This window comes from Pseudomonas sp. GW821-FHT03C07, from assembly GCF_059420925.1.
This window is the reverse complement of the sequence record NZ_JBWKUQ010000001.1, coordinates 602,352-628,356: the sequence shown is the minus strand read 5'-3', so window position 1 is coordinate 628,356 and position 26,005 is coordinate 602,352. Positions and strand designations below refer to the sequence as shown.

21 protein-coding genes and 3 pseudogenes are annotated in these 26,005 nt (G+C 59.8%); 18 read left to right on the top strand and 6 right to left on the bottom strand.

Annotation, left to right across the window (positions count from 1 at the left end):
- Nucleotides 1–197: 197 nt before the first annotated feature.
- The 3 genes from AC07VG_RS02710 to AC07VG_RS02700 all read left to right on the top strand — a co-directional run bounded on the left by AC07VG_RS02710 (nt 198) and on the right by AC07VG_RS02700 (nt 3,478).
- Nucleotides 198–860 (top strand): RraA family protein, encoded by a 663-nt coding sequence (locus AC07VG_RS02710; RefSeq protein WP_495000350.1) that lies wholly within the window; start codon nt 198–200, stop codon nt 858–860.
- A gap of 7 nt (nt 861–867) precedes the next feature.
- Nucleotides 868–2,076 (top strand): pyridoxal phosphate-dependent aminotransferase, encoded by a 1,209-nt coding sequence (locus tag AC07VG_RS02705; protein WP_495020414.1) that lies wholly within the window; start codon nt 868–870, stop codon nt 2,074–2,076.
- Between the two features lie 91 nt (nt 2,077–2,167).
- Nucleotides 2,168–3,478, top strand: a complete 1,311-nt coding sequence (locus AC07VG_RS02700) for a cation:dicarboxylate symporter family transporter (RefSeq protein ID WP_495000352.1) — start codon at nt 2,168–2,170, stop codon at nt 3,476–3,478.
- 285 nt (nt 3,479–3,763) lie between these two features.
- Here AC07VG_RS02700 and AC07VG_RS02695 read toward each other — a convergent pair.
- The 4 genes and pseudogenes from AC07VG_RS02695 to AC07VG_RS02680 all read right to left on the bottom strand — a co-directional run.
- Nucleotides 3,764–3,949: pseudogene (locus AC07VG_RS02695) on the bottom strand (LysR family transcriptional regulator); the annotation flags it as partial.
- A 138-nt stretch (nt 3,950–4,087) separates the two neighbouring features.
- Nucleotides 4,088–4,195: pseudogene (locus tag AC07VG_RS02690) on the bottom strand (alpha/beta hydrolase); the annotation flags it as partial.
- Nucleotides 4,196–4,287: 92 nt separating this feature from the next.
- Nucleotides 4,288–5,283: an aldo/keto reductase gene (locus tag AC07VG_RS02685; RefSeq protein ID WP_495000353.1), complete on the bottom strand. Its 996-nt coding sequence runs from the start codon at nt 5,281–5,283 to the stop codon at nt 4,288–4,290.
- Between the two features lie 156 nt (nt 5,284–5,439).
- Nucleotides 5,440–6,063, bottom strand: a complete 624-nt coding sequence (locus tag AC07VG_RS02680; protein WP_495000354.1) for a TetR/AcrR family transcriptional regulator — start codon at nt 6,061–6,063, stop codon at nt 5,440–5,442.
- 117 nt (nt 6,064–6,180) lie between these two features.
- Here AC07VG_RS02680 and AC07VG_RS02675 point away from each other — a divergent pair, with 117 nt between their 5' ends.
- From AC07VG_RS02675 to AC07VG_RS02635, 9 genes and pseudogenes are all read left to right on the top strand, one after another.
- Nucleotides 6,181–6,930, top strand: coding sequence for an SDR family NAD(P)-dependent oxidoreductase (locus tag AC07VG_RS02675; RefSeq protein ID WP_495000355.1), 750 nt, complete (start codon nt 6,181–6,183; stop codon nt 6,928–6,930).
- Nucleotides 6,923–7,681: an SDR family oxidoreductase gene (locus tag AC07VG_RS02670; protein ID WP_495020413.1), complete on the top strand. Its 759-nt coding sequence runs from the start codon at nt 6,923–6,925 to the stop codon at nt 7,679–7,681. Before AC07VG_RS02675 ends, AC07VG_RS02670 begins: the two co-directional genes overlap by 8 nt.
- Nucleotides 7,682–7,838: 157 nt before the next feature.
- Complete coding sequence (locus tag AC07VG_RS02665) at nt 7,839–9,914, top strand: hydantoinase/oxoprolinase family protein (RefSeq protein WP_495020412.1); 2,076 nt, start codon at nt 7,839–7,841, stop codon at nt 9,912–9,914.
- Nucleotides 9,915–9,943: 29 nt separating this feature from the next.
- Nucleotides 9,944–11,608, top strand: a complete 1,665-nt coding sequence (locus AC07VG_RS02660; protein ID WP_495000358.1) for a hydantoinase B/oxoprolinase family protein — start codon at nt 9,944–9,946, stop codon at nt 11,606–11,608.
- A gap of 3 nt (nt 11,609–11,611) precedes the next feature.
- Complete coding sequence (locus tag AC07VG_RS02655; RefSeq protein WP_495020411.1) at nt 11,612–12,814, top strand: pyridoxal phosphate-dependent aminotransferase; 1,203 nt, start codon at nt 11,612–11,614, stop codon at nt 12,812–12,814.
- Nucleotides 12,815–12,848: 34 nt separating this feature from the next.
- Entirely contained in the window at nt 12,849–13,661 is an 813-nt protein-coding gene (locus tag AC07VG_RS02650; RefSeq protein WP_495000360.1) for an NAD-dependent epimerase/dehydratase family protein, read from the top strand.
- Between the two features lie 33 nt (nt 13,662–13,694).
- The gene (locus AC07VG_RS02645) at nt 13,695–14,891 is read left to right on the top strand and encodes an NAD(P)/FAD-dependent oxidoreductase (RefSeq protein WP_495000361.1); all 1,197 of its coding nucleotides are present in this window, start codon (nt 13,695–13,697) and stop codon (nt 14,889–14,891) included.
- 27 nt (nt 14,892–14,918) lie between these two features.
- Entirely contained in the window at nt 14,919–16,604 is a 1,686-nt protein-coding gene (locus AC07VG_RS02640) for a thiamine pyrophosphate-binding protein (RefSeq protein WP_495020410.1), read from the top strand.
- 14 nt (nt 16,605–16,618) lie between these two features.
- Nucleotides 16,619–16,714: pseudogene (locus AC07VG_RS02635) on the top strand (hypothetical protein); the annotation flags it as partial.
- 19 nt (nt 16,715–16,733) lie between these two features.
- On the opposite strand, the gene AC07VG_RS02630 reads toward AC07VG_RS02635, so the two are convergent.
- Nucleotides 16,734–17,459 (bottom strand): FadR/GntR family transcriptional regulator, encoded by a 726-nt coding sequence (locus tag AC07VG_RS02630; RefSeq protein WP_495000363.1) that lies wholly within the window; start codon nt 17,457–17,459, stop codon nt 16,734–16,736.
- A gap of 429 nt (nt 17,460–17,888) precedes the next feature.
- Here AC07VG_RS02630 and AC07VG_RS02625 point away from each other — a divergent pair, with 429 nt between their 5' ends.
- From AC07VG_RS02625 to AC07VG_RS02600, 6 genes are all read left to right on the top strand, one after another.
- A complete protein-coding gene (locus AC07VG_RS02625) occupies nt 17,889–19,037 on the top strand; it encodes a branched-chain amino acid ABC transporter substrate-binding protein (RefSeq protein ID WP_495000364.1) in 1,149 nt (382 codons plus the stop codon).
- Nucleotides 19,038–19,181: 144 nt separating this feature from the next.
- Nucleotides 19,182–20,120, top strand: coding sequence for a branched-chain amino acid ABC transporter permease (locus AC07VG_RS02620; RefSeq protein ID WP_495000365.1), 939 nt, complete (start codon nt 19,182–19,184; stop codon nt 20,118–20,120).
- 12 nt (nt 20,121–20,132) lie between these two features.
- Nucleotides 20,133–21,377 carry an ABC transporter permease subunit gene (locus AC07VG_RS02615; RefSeq protein ID WP_495020409.1) on the top strand — a complete coding sequence of 415 codons (1,245 nt, stop codon included), beginning with the start codon at nt 20,133–20,135 and terminating at the stop codon, nt 21,375–21,377.
- Nucleotides 21,374–22,147, top strand: coding sequence for an ABC transporter ATP-binding protein (locus AC07VG_RS02610; RefSeq protein ID WP_495000367.1), 774 nt, complete (start codon nt 21,374–21,376; stop codon nt 22,145–22,147). The genes AC07VG_RS02615 and AC07VG_RS02610 overlap by 4 nt, the downstream gene beginning before the upstream one ends.
- 2 nt (nt 22,148–22,149) lie before the next feature.
- Entirely contained in the window at nt 22,150–22,866 is a 717-nt protein-coding gene (locus AC07VG_RS02605) for an ABC transporter ATP-binding protein (protein ID WP_495000368.1), read from the top strand.
- A gap of 385 nt (nt 22,867–23,251) precedes the next feature.
- Complete coding sequence (locus AC07VG_RS02600) at nt 23,252–24,625, top strand: hypothetical protein (protein WP_495000369.1); 1,374 nt, start codon at nt 23,252–23,254, stop codon at nt 24,623–24,625.
- Between the two features lie 202 nt (nt 24,626–24,827).
- Here AC07VG_RS02600 and AC07VG_RS02595 read toward each other — a convergent pair whose 3' ends face one another.
- A complete protein-coding gene (locus AC07VG_RS02595; RefSeq protein WP_495020408.1) occupies nt 24,828–25,742 on the bottom strand; it encodes a LysR family transcriptional regulator in 915 nt (304 codons plus the stop codon).
- Between the last annotated feature and the right edge of the window lie 263 nt (nt 25,743–26,005).

Sequence of the window (26,005 nt, the reverse complement as noted above, 5' to 3'; positions counted from 1 at the left end):
GACGTATTGTCCCAGCGCTTCTCTCCATGCCTATCTCATAATCCTGGAAGCGCGGGTTGTGACACGGCTTGAGCATCGTATTAATATGATTACTAAAAGAGATGATAACCCATATAAAAATATCGCTAAAAGTATTTTTTTAGGCTCCCTACTATCCGGTTGTCGTGAAAGCACACTTCTAACACCGGGGAAATCTCATGTTACTTCCAGGCATTCGTATCGAACCATCGCCCGCAGCCGCTTCTGATTACTTGATCAAAGCATTCGCTTCTGTGGTGACCCCTCATATCAGCGACAACATGGGACGCCATATCGGTGCCCGCGGCCTGACGCGCTACAACCGTACAGGCAAGCTCGTCGGTACCGCACTGACGGTCAAGACCCGTCCAGGCGACAACCTCTACATCTACAAAGCGCTGATGATGTTGAAGCCCGGCCACGTGCTGGTGGTTGATGGGCAGGGTGATACCAACAACGCCGTGATCGGTGAGTTGATCAAGTTGTATGCCCTGCAACGGGGTTGCGTCGGCTTTGTCATCGACGGCGCCATTCGTGATGTGGCGTGTTTTGAGCATACTCCCTGCTACGCGAAGGCCGTCGTGCATTGTGGCCCTTACAAGACGGGGCCGGGCGAGATCAACGTACCGGTGTCCATTGGCGGGATGATCATCAACCCCGGGGACATCATTGTCGGTGACGAAGATGGCTTGGTGGCTTTTTCCCAAGAGGCCGCCGAGGAGGTGCTGGCCAAAGCCCGTGAACACGAAGCACACGAAGAGCGTGTGAAGGCAGAGATCGCAACCCAAGCGATCGAACAATCGTGGATCACCAACGCCCTCGTCAAAGCCGGCCTGATGTGAGAAAACAATGAGTACAGCACTGCTTTCCCAGCGGGTCTTGAGCATTGCCCCTTCGCCCAGCATAGCGGCCAATGCCTTGGTCGCAACGCTACGAGCGCAAGGTCGAGACATCGTGAACTTCACCGTTGGTGAGCCTGATCTCGATACGCCAGCGCATATCATGGAGGCTGCCAAAGCGGCGATATCGGCGGGTGAAACCCACTACACCAATACGCTCGGCACGCCTGCGCTACGCAACGCGATCGTGACCAAGCTGCAGCGTGACAACGGCCTTGAATACACCCTCGATCAGGTGGTGGCGGCGGCCGGAGGCAAACAGATCATCTTCGAGGCGCTGGCGGCCACCCTCAACCCCGAAGACGAAGTGATTGTTCATACCCCTTACTGGGTCTCGTATCCGGACATCGCCAAGCTGAACGGCGGGACTCCCGTTGTTATCGTCGGCAATGAAGCCAACGGATTCAAGTTGACACCGGCGGAGCTGGACGCGGCCATTACCCCGCGCACGAAGTGGCTGATTCTCAACTCCCCGAATAACCCAAGCGGGGCTGTCTACACCCTGGAAGAGTTGCAAGCCCTGGCCCAGGTGCTTCGTGATCACCCCCATGTGCTGGTCATGGCCGATGAGATCTACGAACACTTCGTCTACACCGAAGGCGGACATGTCTCCTTTCCAAAGGTGGCTCCCGATCTAAAAGAGCGGACGCTGATCGTGAACGGGGCTTCGAAGGGTTATGCCATGACCGGTTGGCGATTGGGCTTTGGCGCCGGTCCGGCCTGGCTGATCGCAGCAATCGGCAAACTGCTCTCGCAGACCACGACGTGCCCCAGTTCGATCAGCCAGGCTGCTGCCGTGGCAGCCTTTGCCGGCGACCAGACGCCTGTTCACGCCATGGCGAGCCTTTACAGGAAGCGCCGCGATCTGATGCTGGGTCTGTTGTCCGGTACCCCCGGCCTGACATGCGTGACCCCGGACGGCGCGTTCTACGTATTTGCCAATGTGCAAGGGTTGCTCGGTCGCCAAGTCCCGCAAGGCTATGTGTTGCATACGGATGCTGATGTGGTTCGTTACTGGCTCGAAGAGGCCGGTGTTGCGACGGTGGTCGGCGATGCGTACGGCCTCAGCCCCTATGTCCGCCTCTCTTTCGCCAGCGGCGAGGCATTGATCCGGGAAGGTTGCGCACGTATCCGCAACGCCTGCGAAGCGTTGCGCTGATCGGCCGATTAGAGCCGACAACAGTCGGGGGAGGGAACTACCTCCCCTTTGAAAACAAGATCCTGCCACTGACATCACCTGTGAGACGGACATGCATAAACCTCGTATTCCTCTGGTCGTTCAGATTCTGATCGGCTTGGTCGTCGGCATTGCTGTCGGCGTAGTCCTCAACCATGCGCCCGAGATGCGTCCCTGGCTCACGGAAAATGTGCTGCAACCCGCCGGAGACCTGTTCATCAAACTAATGAAGATGATCGTCATTCCCATCGTGTTCTGTTGCATGGTGGTGGGGATCGCCGGTCATGGTGATCGCAAGGCGCTCGGTCGGATGGGGGTCAAAACCCTCCTGTACTTCTTCGCCGTGACCACCACCGCGATCATTATCGGACTGGTGATCGGGAATCTGCTACAGCCGGGAGCGGGCACTGATCTGCACAGCCTCAAGGCGGCCAATATCGCATTGCCTGCCGGCAACGGACATCAGAGCGTCGTAGCCCTGCTGCTGGGCATCGTCCCGGATAACATTGTCGACGCGATGGCCAAGGGCAATCTGCTGCCGGTACTGTTCTTTGCTGTCATGTTTGGCCTGGGGCTCTCCGGTCTGTCTGATGAGCGTAAAGCACCAGTGCTGGCCGTTTTCAAAGGGCTGAGCGATGCCATGTTCCGGGTGACGTCGATGGTGATGGCTTACTCCCCCATTGGGGTGTTCGGCATGATTGCGGTGACCGTCGCCAACTTCGGTTTCTCCTCCCTGCTGCCGTTGGCGAAGCTGATAGTGGTCGCCTACATCGCGATTGTCCTGTTTGCCGTGCTGGTGCTGGGAAGCATTGCGCGGATGGCGGGCATCTCGATTTTCGGCTTGATCCGGCACATCAAGGATGAACTGGTCCTGGCATTTTCCAGTGCCAGCTCCGCGGCGGTGATGCCACAGCTCATGGTCAAACTGGAGACGTTTGGCGTTCCCCGTGAGGTGGTTTCCTTTGTCGTACCGGTCGGGTACTCGTTCAATCTCGATGGGGCCTCTCTATTCCTCGGCATAGGGACGCTGTTTGTCGCCCAGCTCTATGGGATAGATCTGAGCCTGTCTCAGCAAGCCGTATTGGTGATCACCATGGTCCTGACCTCCAAGGGCGCGGCGGGCGTGCCCGGCTTCATGTTCGTGATTCTCTCCGCGACCCTGGCCAGCGCGGGGCTGCCGCTGGAGGGTATTGCGTTCATCGCCGGTGTCTACCGAATCATGGACATGGGCACTACCACCCTGAACGTACTCGGGAACGCGCTGGCCCCCGTGGTGATCGCTCGCTGGGAGAGAGGTCTTGAAAACAGGAGTGAGTCGGTCGATGCTTCCACGCAGGCGCTTACCCCAACGGAACACTGTGTCTACAGCAGTGAAGGTCACTGATCGGCTGCCACCTTGAACTGATGGGCACTTGCCAGCCTCAATCCCGCTGCTCATAACCTCGTTTATCAGCGAGGTTGTTGCACGACAAAGGTGTTCGTTCGGAATCAGTGGATTGCAGTGGGGCCCGGTAGCCCGTTTCGCGAGCAATTAGCGTGCTCGGAGCCCGCCAGTTGATGGCGCTAATGGGCTGAAAGGCCTTTTTCGTCTGTTGCTCGCACAAAAACAAACGCCCCGAACAAGTCGGAGCGTTTGTTGGGCTGGCCTTCAGTGCGTTTTCACACAGTCCTCGGTCGGGGATACACTGCGTGTGGTTCGGGCCAGCAGTCGAACGCCGAGCCGTGCCTCAAGTGCGCGTATTGTGTGGCTCAGGGCGGATTGCGAGACGCTCAGTTGTGCGGCGGCGCGGGTGAAGCTGCCCTCGCGGGTAATGACCACGAAGGCTTGCAGGTCGTTGAGATTGGCTCGGGACATTGATGAGATGCTCTTATGAGGATCGAGGTGACAAAGCCAGAATAGGCCGGCGTTGTTGAGTCACAAGGTCCTAGCGTAGAACGCTTTCAGTTTGCTTACGGCCGCTTCGACATACCGGGGAACCCAGCAGGTTTCGATATACGCGGCATCTGCGGTAATGGTGATATAGCCTTGTTCGGCCAGTCGCTGCGCATACAGACCGGTGACCTGTTCTTTCACTCCACCGTTCGGGTGTACAACCACCACAGGCCTTGGTTCAGCGCAGCGTTGAGCTTGGGTATGTCACTCGTAGCCATCAAAGCTGCGATCAGTGGAATGGCTCCACTTTCAGGAAAGATTCAGAGTCCAGTCATCTTCAGCGCAGACTCGGGCAGGCGATCACCTTGCACCTGGATCTGGGCAATCTGCTCATCGATCACGCGCAAATCCTCGCCGCTCAGCGCCAGCTCGAGCGCCCCAAGGTTCTCGTCCAGGCGGTGCTGCTTCGTCGTGCCAGGTATCGGGACAATCCAAGGCTTCTGCGCCAGCAGCCAGGCCAACGCCACTTGCGCGGGCGTGGCTTGTTTGCGCTGTGCGACGGCCTTCACCACCTCGACCAGCGCCAAGTTGGCCTTGCGCGCCTCTGGAGAGAAACGGGGGACGAAGTTGCGGAAGTCGGACACGTCGAACTGTGTGTTCTCGTCGATCTTACCGGTAAGGAAACCGGCGCCGAGAGGGCTGAACGGCACGAAGCCGATGCCCAGCTCCTGCAGCACCGCCAGGAGTTCGTGCTCCGGGCCACGCCAGAACAGCGAGTATTCGCTCTGTACCGCCGTCACCGGCTGGACCGCATGGGCGCGGCGAATGGTTTGCACGCCGGCCTCGGACAGGCCAAAGTGCTTCACCTTGCCCTCAGCGATCAAGTCCTTGACGGTGCCGGCGACATCCTCGATCGGCACCTCGGGGTCCACACGATGCTGGTAGAACAGGTCGATGCGGTCCGTTCGCAGACGCTTCAATGAGGCCTCTGCGACCGCCCGGATATGCTCCGGCCGGCTATTGGTGCCACTGCCCCGTTCGCCGGTGATCAGGTCGATATTGAAGCCGAACTTGGTGGCCACTACCACCTGATCGCGAATCGGCTGCAGGGCCTCACCCAGCAGAGCTTCGTTGCTGAAGGGGCCATATGCCTCTGCGGTGTCGAAGAAGGTGATGCCGCGATCATGAGCCGCGTGGATCAGCGAGACGGCCTCTTTGGTATTCGTCACCGGACCGTAGCCGTGGCTGAGGCCCATGCAGCCCAAGCCTAGGGCAGATACTTCAAGAGAGCTGTTTCCGAGTTTCCGCTTTTGCATTTCAATCATCCTGCTTTTAGCGATCAGCATTGAGTTTGTGGAGGGAAATAGGATTAGGCCGCAGTGCACGTCGGTTGAGTGCAATTGCGCCTTGGAGACTGTAAGTGGGCTTTGGGGGGAGGACTAGACGGGTAAATCGGCAAGGGTTCATGAGGTTTATTCATCAATCTGGCCGTGGCGCGTGAATTTGGCGCTTTCGAGAATGCCCATGACGAAGCTGATCAGTGCTTGCGCCAGGCGCTGCTCACTCACCTCGACCTCATGCCATTGTGCGTGTCCGTACAGCATGCCGATAACGGCATGGGTCATCAGGCCGACCTGGCTTTCCTGCCGGACCTTTTGCGCGCACTCCGTCGCAATGATGCTGCTCAGGATCGAGGCATAGCTGTCTTTCAGCGCATTGATCTGCTGCTGCTGTTCTTCGGATAGATTGACAAACTCCCTGATCACCAGCTGCAAGCGATGCTTTTCCGTCAGGCTGAAGCTGACGAAGGCCTGGACGAAGCGGCGTACACGGTCATCGGCGGTTCTTGCACCTTTCATGCGACGCCTGGTATCGAGCAGCAGATCGGCGAGGGCGGACTCGATCAGTTCGAACAGCAGGCATTGTTTGTTCTCGATATGGTGATACAGCGAACCGGCGTGCAGGCCAAGGTGACCGGCCAGGTCCCGCAGGCCAATCGCCTGGTAGCCACGGGTTGCGAACAACAGGGTCGCGGCGTCGAGCAGGCGATCGCGGATGCTGGAGGAGGGGCTGGAAACGAGAGTGGCCGCAGACATGGTCGTGTCCTGTGTGCATCTGGCCAGGCGGTGGCCCGGCGGTTGACACGCAAATTGAGTTTGACCAAATGTAAGACAACAGGCATCTTACGTAAAGACTAAATCGTGGAGGTGTTTATGGATGGCCAGACGGTCGTGATCGTAGGTGGAGCTTCGGGTCTGGGCTTGGAAACAGCCAAGTTGATGCGCAAGCGTGGGGCGCGGAAAATCGGCCTGATTGACCGTAATGAGCAACTGATGGCAGAGGCGGCAAGCCTTCTGCGGGCTGAAGGTTGCGAGGTCGCCACGGCCGTCGCCGACATCTCCCGCCAGGAAAGCGCCCATGGTGCCTTCCAGCAGATCGTCGATGCGCTCGGCCGTGTGGATTGCCTGGTCAACAGCGCCGCCATCTATCCGCGCAAGGATATTTTCGAGATCACCGATGATGAGTGGGATCTGGAAAATGCGGTCAATATCAAGGGGACCTATCACATGATGGTCGCGGCGGTCCGGCATATGCAGGCCTTTGTCGCGGCACCGGCGGTGACCGGTCGTATCGTCAATGTGACCTCCGTGGATGCATTCAAGGCTCACCCGCAAAATGCCCACTATGCGGCGACCAAGGCGGCGGTGGTCAGCCTGACCAAGTCTTTTGCCCAGGCCTGCGCCAAGGATCAGATCCTGGTCAATTCGGTGGCGCCCGCCGGTTTTGCAACCGAGCGTGCCCGGCAACTAGGCTTCCTGGGTGAACTGGCGGCGGCGAACCCGCTGGGACGTGCTGCGGAGCCTGCGGAAATTGCCGAGTGGATCGTCATGATGGGCAGCAGTCGCAACAGCTACGCCACTGGCGAAAACGTGATTGTCAGCGGAGGTTACATCTATGCCTGATTCAATGGCGCTGCCGGCGGCCTATCGTTGTGCGCTGGTCACCGGTGCTACCAGTGGTATCGGCAAGGCGATTGTCCTGGCGTTGCGCGACGCGGGCATGCAGGTCATCGCCGTCGGTCGCAGTCGTGAAGCGCTCGATGAGTTGCAGGCCGAGGAGGGGGTTGTCACGTTGCAGGCGGACGTGCGCCAGGTCGATGCCTTTGCGGGCATCCTGAAACAGTATCCGGTGGATGTGTTGGTCAACAATGCCGGCATCCTGTCCACGCGCGCGGCCTTCCAGGAGATGGATGCCGATGACATCGACAATATGCTCGATATCAATCTCAAGGCGCCGCTGCACCTGACGCGGCAGGTGTTGCCGGGAATGATCGAGCGTGGCCATGGACACTTGTTTTTCCTCGGTTCCAGTGCCGGTCGGGCGCCTCATCCGGGCGCCGCTGTGTACGGCGCCTCGAAGGCCGGTGTCAGCCTGTTCTGTGATGCCTTGCGTTGCGATTTGCTCGGTAGCGGCGTGCGAGTGACGGAAATTGCCCCGGGGCGAGTCCAAACCCAGCTGTATCGCGCGGCGATGGGGATGCAGGCTGCGGGCCGTGAGTTGTACGACGGTTATGAATCGATCATGCCGGAGCATATCGCCCAGTTGCTGTTGGCGGCTTTGCGCCTGCCCGAGCAGGTGGATGTGTCGCGTCTTGAAGTATTTCCCACGGCGCAGGCGGTGGGTGGTTCACGGATGGTCAAGACTCTCGATTGACTCCTCTGGGGTGGAAACGGCCTAAGCCTTTCCGACCCCGCTGGAAGCTACAATCCAGTGGATCGATCCTTGACTACATGTAAGACAACATATAACTTACATTTAAGTGGCCAGATGGCCCCTTGTGATGAGCTCGAGAACTTCAGGGGATACGACGATGACTGCGACTTCATGCCGGGTCGGCGTGGACATAGGTGGGACCTTTACCGATATCGCGCTGGATGTGGACGGTGTGCTGCATTCGACCAAGATTCTGACCGACTACGAGCTGCCGGAGCGGGCGATCCTCAGTGGGGTGCAGACCGTCGTCGCGGCGGCGGGCCTCAAACTCGCGGATATTGATCAGCTGATCCACGGGACGACGCTGGCGACCAACGCGCTGATCGAGCGGCGCGGGGCCAAGACCGCCTTCATCACCACCGAAGGCTTTCGCGATACCCTGGAGATGCGCACTGAAAACCGTTTTGAACAATACGACATCAATATCGCCTTGCCGCCGCCGTTGATCGAGCGCGAGCACCGCTACACCCTGCGTGAGCGTCTGGATGTGCAGGGCCATGTGCTGATCGCGCCGACCGCGGTTGACATCGACAGCTTGATCGAGCGAATTGCCGAAGGCGACTACCAGAGCGTGGCGATCGGCCTGATCCACAGCTACGTCAACGGCGCTCATGAGCGTCTGCTGCGGGATGCCTTGCAGGCCCGCCTGCCGAACCTGCTGATCTCGATCTCCAGTGAAGTGTCGCCGCAGATGCGCGAGTTCGAGCGCTTCAATACCGTGTGCGCCAACGCCTATGTCAAGCCGCTGATCAAGTCCTACCTCGATCGCCTGGTGGTCACGTTGAAGCAGGCGGGTGCCGATTGTCCGGTGTTCATGATTCACTCCGGTGGCGGCATCATCTCGGTCCAGAGCGCGGCAGAGTTCCCGGTTCGGTTGGTGGAGTCGGGGCCGGCGGGCGGCGCGATCTTTGCCGCCGACATTGCCCGTAAGTATGGTCTGGATTCAGTGGTGTCCTTCGACATGGGCGGCACCACCGCGAAGATCTGCCTGATCGAAAACCAGGTGCCGAAAACCGCCAAGACCTTCGAAGTGGCGCGCACCTACCGGTTCAAGAAAGGCAGCGGCATGCCTATTTCGATCCCGGTGGTGGAGATGGTGGAAATCGGCGCCGGCGGCGGCTCGATTGCCAGCATCGACAGCATGCGCCAGATCCGCGTGGGCCCCCACAGTGCCGGCTCCGAACCTGGTCCGGCGTGCTACGACCGTGGCGGCCAGCAGCCGACCATTACCGACGCCAACCTGCTGCTGGGACGGCTGGACGCGGATAACTTCGCCGGCGGCGCGTTGCGCCTGTCCAATGCCAATGCCGAGTCGGCGGTGGAGCAGGTGATTGGCGCGCCACTGAACATGGACGCCTTCACCGCCGCCTACGGCATCTGTGAAGTGGTCGATGAAAACATGGCCAACGCCGGGCGTGTGCATGCGGTGGAGAGCGGCAAGGACATCGCCGACTACACCATGATCACCTTCGGTGGCGGCGGCCCGCTGCACGCGGCGCGTCTGTGCGAAAAGATGGGTGTTTCGCGTTTCCTGGTGCCGGCGGGGGCGGGCGTGGGCTCGGCTATCGGCTTCCTGCGCGCGCCGTTCGGCTATGAGGCGGTGCGCAGTGCCTTCGTGCGGCTGTCGGATTTCGATGTATCCCAGGTCAATGCCCTGATCGACGATATGACGAACGAGTCCGTCAGTTTTCTGCGCCAGGGCATGCCCGAAGGTGAGCCTGAGCTGGAGTGCACCGCCTTCATGCGCTATGTCGGCCAGGGCTGGGAAATTCCGGTGAGCCTGCCGTTCAAGCCCTTCAGCAATGACGACGCGGCGCAATTCAAAGTGCTGTTCGAGGCGGCCTATACCCAGTTCTTCGGGCGCCCGATCGAGGGCCCGGATGTGGAAATCGTCAGTTGGTCGGTCAAGGCCAGTTCGCCGCTGCTGGCGGTCCTGCCGGTGACGCAGATCAAGGCGTCCTACCGGGCCGAGGAAGTGTCCCGACGCAAGGTGTTCGATGTGGTCGGCGGCGGCTTCGTCGATGCCGGTATCTACCAGCGTGAAGCGCTGCAGCTCGGTGCACTGGTCGACGGTCCGGCGATCATCGCCGAGCGCGAAACCTCGACCTTCGTGTCGTCCTCGTTCACCGCCACGGTCCAGCCTGATGGCTGCCTGCTGGTCGTCCGGCGCTAAGCGTCACTTGCATAAGAAGGCGATGTCCCATGAGTGAAACATTGATCGATATTCAGATGCAGGTGATGTGGAATCGCCTGATCTCGGTGGTTGAAGAGCAGGCTCTGACCCTGATCCGCACCGCGTTCTCCACCAGTGTGCGCGAGGCCGGCGACTTGTCCGCCGGGGTATTCGACCGCGCCGGCAACATGCTGGCCCAGGCGGTGACCGGGACCCCCGGGCACGTCAACACCATGGCCGAGGCCGTGGTGCACTTCATCAAGGACATCGGCCCGGAGAATATCTTCGAGGGTGATGTGTATGTAACCAACGACCCCTGGAAGGGCACCGGGCACTTGCATGACATCACTATTGTCTCGCCGTCGTTCTACCAGGGCCGTCTGATCGGCTACTTCGCCAGTACCGCCCATGTGGTGGATATCGGTGGTCGCGGTTTTGGTCCGGATGCTCGGGAGGTCTACGAAGAAGGCCTGTTCATTCCGGTGCTGAAGCTGTTCGAACGCGGCCAGCTCAACCGTGACTTCATCAATATCCTGCGCAACAACGTGCGTGAGAACGACCGGGTGGTGGGGGACTTCTACGCCTTGTCGGCCTGCAACGAGACCGGCCACAAGCGCCTGATGAGCATGCTTGAAGAGTTCAAGCTAGACGACCTGGAGCACATCGGGGGCTTTATTCTCGAGCACAGCCGGCGCGCCACCCTTGAATGCTTCAAGTCGCTGCCCCATGGCACTTACCAGAACAGCATGACACTCGATGGCTACGATGTGCCGGTGACCCTGGCGGTCACCCTGACCGTGGGGCCGGACGGCATCCTAACCGATTTCAGCGGTACCTCCGGCATGAGCCAGTTCGGCATCAACGTGCCGCTGGGTTATGCCAAGGCCTACGCCTGTTATGGCCTCAAATGCATCGTGGCGCCGGAAATTCCAAACAACTCCGCGTCCCTGGCGCCGTTCGAGGTAACGGCTCCTGAGGGCTGCATTCTCAACGCCAAGCATCCCGCTCCGGTGTCGGTGCGCCATGTGCTGGGGCACTTCGTGCCTGACCTGGTGCTGGGCGCGCTGCACAAGTGCCTGCCGGGGCAGGTGCCCGCCGAAGGCGCCAGTGCATTGTGGAACCTGCACTTGAGCGTGCGCCCGCTGGAGAGCAATCCAACCGGGCGTAATGCCGAAATGCTGATGTTCAACAGTGGCGGCATGGGCGCTCGCGCCGGCAAGGACGGCCTCAGTGCCACCGCGTTCCCCAGTGGCGTGCACACCATGCCGGTGGAAGCGACCGAACAGGCGGGGCCGGTGATTGTCTGGCGCAAGGAGTTGCGCAATGGCTCTGGCGGTGCGGGTTTGCTGCGCGGCGGGTTGGGCCAGGAAATCGAAATCTCGGCGGCCGAGGGTTACAGCTTCCGCTTCAGTGCGATGTTCGACCGTATCCAGTATCCGGCTCGCGGCCTGGAAGGGGGCGGCGAGGGGGCCCGGGGTTATGTCGGGCTCGACGATGGCAGCCTGCTGCGCGGCAAGGGCCAGCAGTTTGTGCCGGCCGAACGGCGCCTGGTACTGAGCTTGCCCGGTGGCGGTGGCTACGGTGATCCGCGCCAGCGTTCCCGCGAGCAAGTGGCCCGCGATCTGCGGTTTGGCTATATCAGCGCCGAGCAGGCGCGCGACGATTACGGCTATGTGCCGGAGCAGGGGAGCTGAGGTATGGAATTTCAGAGTTCGCGTGTCAGGACGGTAAAGAGTTCGCCCAGCATGGCGGTGTCGGTCCTGGCCAAGAAAATGCTCGCTGCGGGTGAGCCTGTGATCAACCTCAGCCTCGGCGAGCCTGATTTCAATACGCCGGCCCATGTGATCGAGGCGGCGCACCAGGCCATGCTCGACGGGCACAACCATTACACCGCGCCCAACGGCTATGACGAGTTGCGCCGGGCCATCGTCGGCAAGTTCGCCCGGGAAAACGACCTGACCTACGGCCTGGACGAAATCTGCGTGGCCAATGGCGCCAAACAGCTGCTGTTCAACGCCTTCCTGGCCACCCTGGAGCCCGGTGATGAAGTCATCACTCCGGCGCCGTACTGGGTGTCCTACACCGATATGGTATTGCTCAATGGTGGGGTGCCGAAAGTCATTCCCTGCGGCTCCGAGTACGGTTTCAAGCTGGACGCCGCGCGTCTGGAAGCGGCGATCACACCGAAGACCCGCTGGCTCATGCTCAATTCGCCGAACAATCCCTGTGGTGCGATCTACACCCGGGAGGAGTTCGCCGCCCTCGCTGCGGTGCTGGAAAAACACCCTCGGGTGCTGGTGATTTCCGACGAGATCTACGAGCACATCATTCTCGGCGACAAGCCCTTCGTACCCTTTGTCATTGCCTGCCCCAACCTGCGTGAACGCACGCTGCTGATCAACGGGGTGTCCAAGGCCTATGCCATGACCGGCTACCGCCTGGGTTACGCGGCGGGTCCGCGAGAATTGATCGTGGCGATGAACAAGACTCAGTCGCAGACCACCACCTGTCCGTCGGCGATTTCCCAACTGGCGGCCGCTGCTGCCCTCGACGGGCCGCAGGATTTTGTCCGAGAGGCCAATCGCGAGTATCAGGCCCGTGGTGCGCTGGTGGTCAAGGGCTTGTCGGCGATTGCCGGCCTTGAGCTGCAGATGCCGGAAGGGGCGTTCTATGCGTTTCCCAAGTGCGCGGCGTTTATCGGTAAACGTACGCCGGACGGGCAGGTGATCGAGACCGATACCGACCTGTCCGCCTACCTGCTGCGGGTTGGCAAGGTGGCCACGGTGCCGGGCTCGGCGTTTGGCCTGGAACCCTATATCCGCCTGTCGTTCGCCACCTCACGGGAACAACTTGAGCAGGCCATCGTGCAGTTGCGCGAGGCCCTGGCGGCGCTGAAGTGAGCGCCGGTCTCTTCATTCATTCGAGAGTTTCATCATGAGCAAGCCGTTCAAACGACTGTTGATCACCGGCGCCGCGGGCCGCCTCGGACGGGTGCTGCGTGCCCACCTGCACGAGTTTGCCGAGGTCCTGCGCCTGACCGATATCGCCGACATGGGGCCGGCCGCGGCTCACGAGGAGTTGGTGCGTTGCGACCTGGCCAGCATGGCCGATGTCCTGCCGCTGGCCGAAGGCGTGGATGTGATCATCCATGCCGGAGGCGTGCCGCTGGAGAACACCTTCGCGTCGATTCTCAATGGCAACATCATCGGCACCTACAACATCTACGAAGCGGCGCGCCAGCACGGGGTGAAGCGGGTGATCTACACCAGCTCCAACCATGCCATCGGTTTCTATGACCGCACCGAAACCCTGGATGCCAGCGTTCCCCATCGCCCTGACAGCCTGTACGGCGTCAGCAAATGCTTTGCCGAGGATCTGGGGCGCTACTACTGGGACAAGTTCGGCATCGAGTCGGTGAACCTGCGCATCGGTTCCTCCTTCGAGGAACCGTTGGACCGGCGCATGCTGGCGACCTGGCTGTCCTTCGCCGACTTCGCCCAACTGGTGGAGCGCTCGCTGAATGCGCCACGGGTGGGCCACATGATCGTCTACGGCATGTCCGCCAACCGCGAGTGCCTGTGGGACAACCGCATGGCCTCGTCCCTCGGCTACGTGGCCCGGGACAGCGCCGATGATTTCCGCGAGAAGGTCCTGGCCAATCATCCGCCCCTGGATCCCAACGAGCCGGCGGCCCGTTATCACGGTGGCAACTTCGCCGGTGCCGGTCATTTCGAAGATCCGAAGTAACCCTTACCCAGTATTTTTTCAGAGGTCCGAGCGATGGCTTCGACAGCAACTGAGCAACACTACGATGTGGTGATCGTGGGCGGCGCCGTGAATGGCAGCGCCACCGCGTATTTTCTCGCGAGCAATCCGGACTTCACCGGTTCGGTGCTGGTGATCGAGCGGGACTGGACCTACGCGCAGTCGGCCACGGCGCTTTCTAGCAGCTCGATCCGGCAGCAGTTCTCCAATCCGATCAATATCCAGATCTCCAAGTTCGGCGCCGAGTTCGTGCGGGCTTTTCCGGAAACCATGGCGGTCAACGGCGATAAACCCGACCTGGCGTTTCGCGAGAACGGCTACCTGTTCCTTGCCGATCAGCGCGGTTACGAGGTGCTGGAACGCTTGCACGCCACGCAAATCGAGCACGGCGCCGATGTACTGTTGCTCGACCCCGAGCAATTGGTCGCGCGCTTTCCCTGGGTTAATCCGGACAGCCTGGCCGGCGCCAGCTTTGGCCAGACCGGCGAGGGATGGTTCGACAGCTACGGCATGCTCAATGGCTTTCGCAAGAAGGCCCGCTCCCTGGGCGTCGAGTACATCGAAAACGAAGTAATCGAGGTGCTGCGCAGCGGCGACCTGATCACCGGCGTGCGGCTGGCCAGTGGCGAGCGCATCGGCTGCGACACCCTGGTCAACACCGCGGGCACCCGTGGGCCCAAGGTGGCGCGCATGGCCGGTTTGCAGATTCCGGTGGAAGCACGCCGCCGCTCGTTGTTCGTCTTCGACTGTCATACGCCGCTGGCCGGCGTAGTCCCTCTGACCATCGATCCGACCGGGGTATTTTTCCGTCCCGAGGGTCACCTGTACCTGGGCGGCACTTACCCGAAAGTCGACCCGGAAGTCGACGTCAACGACTTCGATGTCCTGCACGATGAGTTCGATGAGGAAGTGTGGCCGATCCTGGCCGAGCGCGTGCCGGCATTCGAGGCGATCAAGGTCGTCAACTCCTGGGCTGGGCACTATGACTTCTGCGTGCTCGATCACAACGCCATCGTCGGCCCCCACAGCGAGGTGCGCAATTTCCTGTTTTGCAACGGCTTCAGCGGCCATGGCCTGCAACAGGCGCCCGCCATCGGCCGCGGGCTCAGCGAGCTGATTACCTATGGCGCATACCGCAGCCTTGACCTGAGCGCCTTGTCCTACGAGCGCGTCGTGGAAAACCGGCCCTTTTTGGAAGACTCGGTCATCTGATCGAACAGCCTGATGGAGAACAAAAATATGAAAGATGCATCCACGACGCTGCGCAGTGGCGGGCAGATCCTGGTCGAGGCCTTGCGGATCAATGGTGTCGAGCGCGCTTTTTGCGTCCCGGGGGAAAGTTATCTGGCGGTGCTCGATGCGCTGCATGACGTCAAGGACGATATCGAACTGATCGTCTGTCGCCAGGAGGGTGGGGCGGCCTATATGGCGGAGGCCTACGGCAAGCTGACGGGCAAGCCGGGCATCTGCTTCGTGACCCGCGGCCCCGGGGCGACCAATGCCTCGGTAGGTGTGCACACGGCATTCCAGGACTCGACGCCGATGATCCTGTTTATCGGCCAGGTGGCACGGGATCAGGTCGAGCGTGAGGCGTTCCAGGAAATCGACTACCGGCGCATGTTCGGGCAAATGGCCAAATGGGTGGTGGAGGTGGATGACGCGGCGCGCCTGCCGGAGCTGCTCAGCCAGGCTTTCCATCGCGCCACCAACGGCCGTCCGGGACCGGTGGTGATGGCGTTGCCCGAAGACATGCTCACCGACCGGGTGGCCGTGGCTGATGCCGGCCCGGCCCAGGCCATCGAGCCGGCGGCATCCCCTGCGGCGCTGGGCAGCCTGCAACAACTGATCGGTGAGGCACAACGGCCATTGGTGGTGCTCGGCGGCGGTGGCTGGAATGCCCAGGCGGTGGCGGATATTCGGCGTTTTATCGAGACCCAGAATTTGCCGGTGGCGGCGTCCTTCCGCTGCCAGGACCTGTTCAACAATACGCTGCCGCATTATGCCGGCGACCTCGGCCTGGCGGCCGGGCCGGAGTTGGTCGAGGCGGTGAAGAGCGCCGATCTGTTGCTGGTGGTGGGCGCGCGCCTGGGGGAGATGAGCACTGGCGGCTATGCCCTGGTGGATATTCCCGTGCCGAAACAGAAGCTGGTGCATGTGCATCCGGGGATCGAGGAGCTGGGGCGGGTTTATCAGCCGGTGTTGGCGATCAATGCCGGGATGCGGATCTTCGCCGCTCAGCTCGCCGAGCTGCCGGCGGTCAAGCCTGAGGCATTCGGCGGTTGGACCGCGCAGCTCAATCGCGGCTATCGCGCCAACTTCGATTGCCCGCCGTCACCCGGGCCGGTGCAGATGAGCGAGATCATCGCCTGGCTGAACCAGCGACTGCCCGATGATGCGGTACTCACCTGCGGTGCCGGCAATTACACCGGCTGGCTGCATCGCGGTTATCAGCATCGGACATTCCGTACCCTGTTGGGGCCGACCAACGGCTCGATGGGCTACGGCGTGCCGGCGGCGGTGGCGGCGAAAATCACCGCGCCAGAACGGATGGTCGTGGCCTTTGCCGGCGACGGTTGCTTCCTGATGAATGGGCAGGAGCTGGCCACCGCGGCCAACTACGATGCCCGGTTGATTGTGGTTGTGGTCAACAATGGCATGTACGGCACCATCCGCATGCATCAGGAGCGTCACTATCCGGGGCGGGTCAGCGGCACCGAACTGCATAACCCGGATTTTGCCGCGCTGGCTCGTTCCTATGGGTTGCACGGCGAGACCGTGGTGGCGACCAGTGAATTCGCCGCGGCCTTCGAGCGTTGCGTGGCTTCCGGCAAGCCTGCGTTGATCGAGGTGCAGGTGGACCCCGAAGCGCTGACGCCGCGCATGACCTTGAGCCAGATTCGTGAAAAAGCCCTCGCGGCCCTCTGACGTTCCTTCGACGGGGTGGGGTGAAGTCCTCGGGACTGGGGCGCGAAGGTTTGCGCTACGGCATCGAGGACTATCAGGGGATCAGATACGTCTGTCTGGGCCTGGGCTGATGGGCAAGGCGGTGCAGAATTACTCTCCGCTGTCGACCAGCCGCTGATAGCGCGACAGGCTCTCTTCGAGGTGCTTGCGCAGGGCCGAGCGCGCAGCGCTGACATCGCCCATGGTGATTGCCGAGAGAATCGCGCCGTGTTCGCGGCCGATTTTCTTGATGTGGGCCAGGCGGCTTTTGCCGGTGGATTGGCCGTGCTTGAGGTGCAAATCGAAAATGATGTCCGGCCCCAGGGCTTCGAGCAGCTGCGAGAAGTGTGGGTTATTGGTGGCCCGGGCAATCGCCAGGTGAAACTCGAAGTCGGCCTTGGCTTCTTCTTCCAGGTCACTGCCGTCCAGGGCGTTGAAGCGGTCAAAGGCTTCGGTGATCTGCGCCATGCTGGTGGGGCTGCGGCGTTCGGCGGCGCGCGCGACCGATTCGGTTTCGACGCCCAGGCGCAGTTCCAGCACGTGGGCGGCTGCCCGGACATCATCGACGGCACTGCTCAACGCATAGCCGATGCGTTTTACATCCTGCTCGACCACAAATACGCCGACGCCCTGGCGGGCGATCAGGCGTCCGCCCAGACGCAACGAAGCCACGGCTTCGCGGATGACCGGGCGGCTGACGTTGAACTCCTTGCACAGCTCTTGCTCGGACGGCAGTTTCTGGCCCGGACCATAGGTGCCGACATCGATGCGGTTGGACAGCTCCTTGATCACCGTCTCCGCCAGATTGGCCCTTCGTGTACCAAGGGTCGGGTTCATATGTGTTGCTCCTGAAAACGGGGCTCGTCCAAACGTGAATGGTCGAACGGGTTATTGGGTCCAGTCAAACACGGCGAAGGCCGCTTTGAATACGTCTGGATCAAGGCAAAGACTGATTCCTCATAGGTTATCAAATAACTGACCTGTGATGGTGCGGGTGGCTGTCGGATCGCGCCGAGTCGGCATCGCAGAGGTGCACGATTTGTCATTGCCCATACCGTCACCGGCATTTTCATCTTGCCCTAGCATATACCAATTGACAGTTGCCTGCTGACTGTTATCTTACAAGTGCGCTGACAAACAGCCTGCGCACTTGCAGTGAGATGTCCCGAATAAGGTCTGGTCGCCGTGAAAGGGCCCGGATGTGGAAAAGAAGACTTGCACGCCAACGTGCTTAATTCGTTTGTCCGATGATTTCTGGGAGGGAACATGCGTAAACATAACCAGGGCTTTACAGCGCTCACCGCGGCCATGGTCGCCATCCTGAGTGTTGGGGTTGCCACTGCCGCCGACAGCGAACAGGTCAAGATCGGCTTTGCCGGTCCGCTGACAGGGCCGTCCGGTCATCAGGGGCTCGATGTCGAACATGGCATCAGTATCGCCATTGAGGAGGCCAACCAGCAGAAGCTGAAGATTGGTGGCAAGGTTGTAGAGTTCAAACTGGTCTCGGAAGACGACGTGGCCGACCCACGTACCGGTACGGCGGTCGCCCAGCGTCTGGTGGATGCGAAAGTGGCGGTGGTGATCGGTCACTACAACTCCGGCACCAGTATCCCGGCTTCAAAAATCTATGGCGATGCTGGCATCCCGCAAATCTCGCCATCGGCGACCAATCCGGCCTTGACCCTCCAGGGTATCAAGTCGGTGTTTCGCGTGGTCAACGACGATGCCACCCTGGGTCGCTACGCTGGCAACTACCTGGTCCATCAAATGAATGCCAAGCGCATTGCGATCTTCGATGACCGCACGGCCTATGGCCAGGGCCTGGCCGATGAAGTGACCAAGGCGGTGAAGGCCGCCGGCGGCAACGTGGTGGTGCGTGAGTACACCAACGACAAGGCCACGGATTTCAACGCCATCCTGACCACCGCCAAAGCTCAACAGGCCGACGCAGTGTTCTTCGCGGCGCTGGATTATCAGGCGGCGCCGATGGCCAAGCAGATGAAGAATCTCGGGCTCAAGGCCAAGTTCATGAACATCGGCAACCTGCCTAACGACGAGTTCAAGAACATGGCCGGTAGCGCCGCTGAAGGCACCTACGCCTGGAACTACGGCATGCCGTTGCAGGAAATGCCCAAGGGGGCGGCGTTCGAGCAGAAGCTCAAGGGCAAGTTCGGCGTGGGGGTCGTGCAGTCGTCACCGGCGGCCTACGACGCGACCTGGACCGCCATCAGCGCGATGGTCAAGGCCCAGTCGGCCGATCCCGCGGTATACCTGCCGGTGCTCAAGAGCTCCAGCTATGACGGCGTGACCGGCACGATTGCCTTTGACGACTACGGCAACCTGAAGAACGCCGCCGCGACGATCTTCCAGTTCACTGGCGGACAGTGGAAAACCCTTTCCGTCGAACGCGACTGAGCCCCGACGCTACCTAAAATAATAAGCGGGCCCTCAGGGTCCGCGACTATAAAAAGAAACTCTTTCCGATCTGCCCTGAATGTCACCGCGTTGCTGTTCCTGGCTTGCGCTGGTGGATACGACGCAGTTTTGAGGATTCAGCAAGTGCAAGCCAATCTCGATATTTTGTTGCAGCAGATCCTCAACGGTCTGGTGTTGGGCAGCATCTATGCGTTGGTCGCCCTGGGCTACACCATGGTCTACGGCATTATCGGCCTGATCAACTTCGCCCATGGCGAGATTGTCATGGTAGGTGCCATGGTGACGATTTCGGTCTTGACCATGCTCGCCGGTTTTGGCTTCGCACCGGGCGTCCTGACGCTGTTGTTCGCCATTATGATCGCGGCGGTGGTGTGCATGTTGATGGCCCAGGGCATGGAGAAATTTGCCTATCGCCCGTTGCGCAAGGCGCCACGTCTGACGCCGCTGATCCTGGCCATTGGCATTTCGATTTTCCTGCAGAACCTGGCCATGATGATCTGGGGGCGAGGCTACAAGACCTTTCCCGAAGTGGTCGAAACCCGCCCGATCGAGGTGTTCGGCGCCACCATCACCAATGTCCAGATGAGCATCATGATCATCTCGGTGGTGATCATGCTCGCGCTCTGGTTGCTGGTCGACAAGACCAAGCTGGGCAAGGCGATGCGTGCCACCGCCCAGAATCAGGAAGTGGCCGGGTTGATGGGGATCAATATCAATCGGGTGATTTCCGCCACTTTCGTGATCGGCGCCTCCCTGGGGGCCATCGCCGGCGTGATGCGTGCGGTCAACTACGGCCAGGCGGATGCCTACATGGGCTTGTTGCTCGGGCTCAAAGCCTTTTCCGCCGCCGTACTGGGTGGGATCGGCAACCTGTTCGGGGCCATGGCCGGCGGCATTCTGCTGGGGCTGATCGAGTCCCTGGCGGCAGGGTATACCGGGCAAATCACCGGCGGTTTTCTCGGTGCGAACTATCAGGATATCTTCGCTTTCATGGTGCTTATCCTGGTGCTGTTGTTTCGTCCCAATGGCTTGATGGGCGAGCGTCAGGCTGATCGCGCTTAGGAGGCGGCCAACATGAAAAACCACTACGCACAATACGCTTTGTTGATTCTGGCCTTTGTCGCATTGCCCTTCCTGGTGGACGCCGTACCGTTCCTCGGGCCTACCTGGGTGCGCATTCTCGGCTTCGCCATGCTCTATGTGCTGTTGGCGTTGGGGCTGAATATCGTCATTGGCTATGCCGGCCTGCTGGATATGGGGTACATCGGTTTCTATGCCATAGGCGCCTATCTGTACGCGCTACTGTCCTCGCCACACCTGAATATGGTTGGCCTGACCGCGGGCGTGCTCAACTGGCCGATCTGGATCATCATTCCGCTGGCGGCGGTGCTTGCCGCCATTTGCGGGGTGTTGGTCGGTGCGCCGGTGCTCAAGCTGCGTGGCGATTATCTGGCGATCGTCACCCTGGGGTTCGGTGAGATCATCCGTATCTTCATGAACAACCTGGACCAACCGGTAAATATCACCAACGGTCCCCAGGGCATCAGCGGAATTGCCCCCCTGCATATCGACGGCGCGGCCTGGTCCCATGCGGTGGGTGAGACGCCCCAGACCCTGCTGTCGTTGCAAGTGAAATGGAGCCTCTTCGGCTTGCAGGTCTCGCCGGTGATCAGCTATTACCTGTTCTTCCTGGCGGTGGTGATCCTGTCGATCATCCTGTCCAAGCGCCTGGAAGTCTCACGGATCGGTCGTGCCTGGATGGCGCTGCGCGAAGATGAGGTGGCCGCCGAGGCCATGGGCTTGAACAAGCGCAACCTCAAACTGCTGGCCTTTGCCATGGGCGCCACCTTCGGCGGGGTGTCCGGCGCGCTGTTTTCCGCCTACCAGGGCTTTGTCAGCCCCGAGTCCTTCACTCTGATGGAGTCGATCATGGTGTTGGCCATGGTGGTGCTGGGGGGCATGGGCTCGATTCGCGGGGTCGTGCTGGGGGCCTTGATCCTGTCGATCATGCCCGAGGTGTTCCGCGACCTGGTCAATTGGGCGCAGCCCTTCGTCATGGACCATGTCACCTTTATCGGTCGTGATGTCTTGCGCAACATCCTCGATGCCTCGACCTTGCGCATGCTGGTGTTCGGCCTGGCACTCATCCTGGTGATGCGTTTCCGTCCCGAGGGGTTGTGGCCGTCACAGCGGCGGCGGGCCGAGTTGCATGATGTTGACCCGGAGCCAGTGGTGCCTGAGATCGTGCTCGACAGCACGGCGACGCATCTGGAAGCAACCCCGCAAGATCTCATGTTCAAAGAGGCGGACAAGGTATGAGCGATGTACTGCTGGAGCTGCGTTCGGTCAGCAAATTCTTCGGTGGCCTGCAGGCGCTGCACAACATTGACTTGAGTATCAAGCGCGGTGAAATCCGCGGTTTGCTCGGTCCTAATGGCGCCGGCAAGACCACCCTGTTCAACGTGCTCACTGGTTTGTATCGCGCCGAAGAGGGCAAGGTGACGTTTGACGGCAAGCCATTGCGAATCAGCAAGCCGCACAAGGTGGTGGAGGCGGGGATCTCGCGCACCTTCCAGAACATTCGCCTGTTCCACAATATGACGGCCCTGGAAAACGTCATGATCGGCCGTCACGTACGGACCCGCAGTGGTGTGTTCGGCGCGATCCTGCGGACCCGGCGCTGTGTCCAGGAGGAGCGGGAGATACACGAGGCTGCCCACTATTGGTTGAACTATGTCGGCATCGGCCGCTTCGCTGGCGAGTTGGCGAAAAATCTTTCCTATGGCCACCAGCGTCGCCTGGAAATCGCTCGTGCGCTGGCCACCGAGCCTTTGCTGGTGGCACTCGATGAACCCGCTGCCGGCATGAATGCGTCGGAGACCGAAGGCCTGCGCCAACTGATGTGCAAAATGAAGGCGGACGGCAAGACCGTGCTGTTGATCGAACACGATGTGAAGCTGGTCATGGGCTTGTGCGACCACGTTACCGTCCTGGAGTTCGGCAAGAAGATTGCCGATGGCTTGCCGGCGCAGGTGCAGAGAGACCCTCGGGTGATCGAGGCCTATTTGGGTACGGAGACGGTGGCTTGAACATGAAACGCATTCTTGAAGTGAGCGAACTGCAGGTTTCCTATGGCGCCATCCAGGCGATCAGAGGTCTGAACTTTCATGTCGGCGAAGGCGAAATGGTGGCCTTGATCGGGGCCAATGGCGCCGGCAAGACCACCACCCTCAAGACCCTGGCGGGGCTGCTGACCCCGGTGGGCGGGCAGATCACCTTCGACGGCAAGGCGCACGCGAAGATCAAGGGCTACGACCTTATCCGCGAAGGGCTGGCGCTGGTACCGGAAGGGCGGGGTATTTTCCCCAAGCTGACGGTCTACGAGAATCTGGAAATGGGCGCCTTCTCGCGCACCGATGGCAAGACCGCGATCCAGGCCGATATCGAGCGCATGTTCGGTATTTTTCCGCGCCTCAAAGAGCGCGCGTTCCAACTGGCCGGGACCATGTCCGGTGGCGAGCAGCAGATGCTGGCAATCTCCCGTGCCCTGATGGGCAAGCCCAAGTTGTTGTTGCTCGATGAGCCGTCAATGGGGTTGGCGCCGATTATCGTGCAGAAGATCTTCGAGACTATTCGTGAGGTGGTCAAGGGCGGGGTGACCTTGTTGCTGGTCGAGCAGAATGCCAAGCTGGCCCTGCAAACCTGCCAGCGTGCCTATGTGATCGATGGCGGGCGCATTGCGCTGGAAGGTGAGTCCCAAGAGCTGCTGCACAACGAACAAGTCCAGAAAGCCTACCTGGGAGAATGACCCTCGATGATTGCCGCACTATCGGCAGACCAAGCTCACCGCCCGTGAGCTGCTGACGCTGAGCGCTTGCTCATCTAGCACCATATCGCTCTTCTGGAATTCCTGGGCCCTCTGGACTCCATAAATGTTTTGGCTAATCCGCAATAACCCGGTCCTCGTCGGAACCCATCCGGCCGCCGCCATGCTGAATGAGCAGGTTTAAGCCTTTGCCCTGTGCCGATGCGCAATGCAGAGACGAAGTCATGCGTAGTAGTGATGAAGGCCCGACGGTCTGTGTGCCGTGCTCATCGAATCTTTTTTGTGGGTAAAGCCAAAAAATATCCGTGATGGCTAAAAGACATACTATGCTCACGAGCGATGTGTAACTCACCATGGAGTGGCGAAGATGGAAGCGAAATACGACGTTCGATCCGCGTTATCGGCAATCAAGGCTTCGCAACTGTCTTTCAAAACAGACCCTGAACCACCAACCCTGCCATCTTCTTGGGCGTGCACTGCGCTTTTGCACCCCTATAGCCCGCCGCCCACTGATGAGATACAAAACACGCCTTTTTTTCAGCTTTGCGTCGCTTCGATCACCTATATAGAAGGGCAAATACTGTCTGTCCAAGTGGTTGGCATGGATGGCCAAACGTGGTGGTACAAGGTTACGCAGACCGCCACCCAGGTCTCTCAGGACGAGGGCGAAACCTGGACGGACGTTGACATGGGGTGGTCTTTGCCTAGTACGCAGTGGCTTTCCAGTGCCCAAAGCCCAACTTACTTTGCGACCAGCTATCTGAATTGGATGCAGGCGCAGGAGGTGGATTGGTGGAAGCAATCGGTACCGAATTCCAATGCTACTACCTGGATATGGTTCGATCAGTCCAGCGGGCTGCCGTTTCGAATGATGTTTGGTGCGCCGCCAGGAAATCCTGAAGTTGGTGACCCCAATCAGTTGGCATTTTTCCAGAATTTTTCATTTACCTACTTCCCAGCCTTTGCGGCGACCGATAATCCCAATGTGGATACTTGGGCCCCGCCAGTGATTCCCGGATTTCAGGTTGGCAATCCTGGTAACCAGGCGCTGCCGCTTTGGAATGACCATTTCAATATGACCACGCTCATGACACCTGTGAATTCTGCAAGCTTTCCGTTGCCGACCAGCGTGTTTTACCAGTGGAGTCTTGACGAGTCTTACCGTGTGGCATCTGACCGGGCTCAGTTGACCGCGATGTCGTACCAGTACAACCCCACAGCCGGCTATGAGACTTCTATTGCGCTACTGTTCGGCGCATCGCCCAACGGTATCGCGCCGCCGCCGAATGCCGGGTCTGGTTACATCTTCAACCAGTCGGAGATTTTAGTTCAGGGTGTTCTCACCCCTTTGGTGTTCTCTTGCCAGAATATGGGGTTGGCGCAGGAACCGCCGTACTGGGCAAGCATACCGGGAGAGGAGGGTACGATTCACGCCTCAGTGGCGGATAACCCTGCGTTGTCGCCTGGCAATCAAGTCAACATTGTCTCGGTACTGTTTCCACCCTCGGGTCAATACCCACAGGGTCGTTACCTCTGGACGTGGTATAGCCCGTTCCCTGGTTCGGATGGAAGCAACAGCCGGCCTGTGACATTCATGGAATCGGCGTCATCCATCGCAGAGGGCGGCACCAGCCTCGCGCTTGCGGATTACTTCGACTATACGATTTCACCTGATGTCTACCCGGCATATATCTTTGATCTCCCTGGGGAGTGCCTGGTGCCCAATACGGAAAAATCTTAACCGTAGACATTCGCCGCTGGGCGTTGCAGGCAACGATCTGCGTCGGTTTGTCACCCGCTGGTGTCTCCATGGCATTCGAGCAGCCTCGCGGGACAAGCTCGGATGCCACCACACCAGCGCATGAACAGGTCGCTCAATTCCCCATGCCGGACCGAGTCCATCTTCAGCTGTGCCAGCTCAATACGCACTAATGGACTATGAGTTACCCGAGCTGCCCTGCAGCCTGCTGGATAAAGTCACGCATCCATATCACCGCGGGATCAAAATGATTACGCGGATGCCAAGCCAATTGCAGGCTAAAGCTGGGGGCCATGAAAGGCAGATCGTAGAGCTCTAAATCACCACCGAATTGAATGAAATGGATGGCTGGTAATGTACAGACATAGTCACTGCTGCGCAGCAGATTGGGGATCAGTGATAGTTGCGGTAGCTTCATGACCACTCTGCGCTGGCGCCCCTGATTGGCCAGGTATTCATCCATATAGCCTTGAGCGTTGCCTGATGCGCTGGAAACCAACAGGTGTTCGAGATCGCAATAGGTATCCAGATCCAAGGCTGCGGTACCACGTGGATGGCCCGGACGTTGGGCCATGACAAAACCTCCGTCATACAGGGTTCGGGCCTTCATGCTACTGGGGATCATCCGATCCAGGTCTATAAGCAGATCCACTTCGCCGCGTTCAAGCTCGGTTGCTATATGGTCAGGCTGTGGTCTATGCATGTTCAGTCGTAATTTGTGCGGACCGAGCGCTTGCAGGCGCGCTACAAGCTTTATGCCTACGGCCAATATCGCATCGTCACTCATGGCGATGCTGAATTCACGGCTGTCCTTGCCGGGGTCGAAGGTCGGTTGAAAATTGATGACTTTCTCCAGCCCCTTGAGTGCCGCGCTCAAGGGCAGCGCCAAGGTTAATGCCAAGGCGGTGGGGGTCATGCCTCGACCATTTTCAGCGGGTAACAGCAAGGGATCGTCGAACAACGTCCGCAGTCGCCCCAATTGCGCGGACATGGCGGGTTGGCTGACATCCAGTCGTTGGGCTGCGCGGGTCACGTTGCGTTCCCGCAGCAACATTTCCAGAGAGACAAGCAGATTCAAATCAACCTGGGACAAATCCATACACACTCCTACGCAGCATCAAAGAAGCAACTGTCACCGGGGTTTTACGGCGGTGGTGTCTCGACCTATTTGATAGAATTATACCTCAAATAATTGTCATTTATTTGATCTATTGCTGTCTGTGGATTACTTTGATCGCGTCAGTCAGGTATCAGTGCGCGTTATTCAGAACGAAATGCTCTGCTATCAACGTTTAAGCCGATAACGGCATAGATAGAAACCTAATAAATTGTCGTTACAAGTCTTCGAATATATCTTGCGAA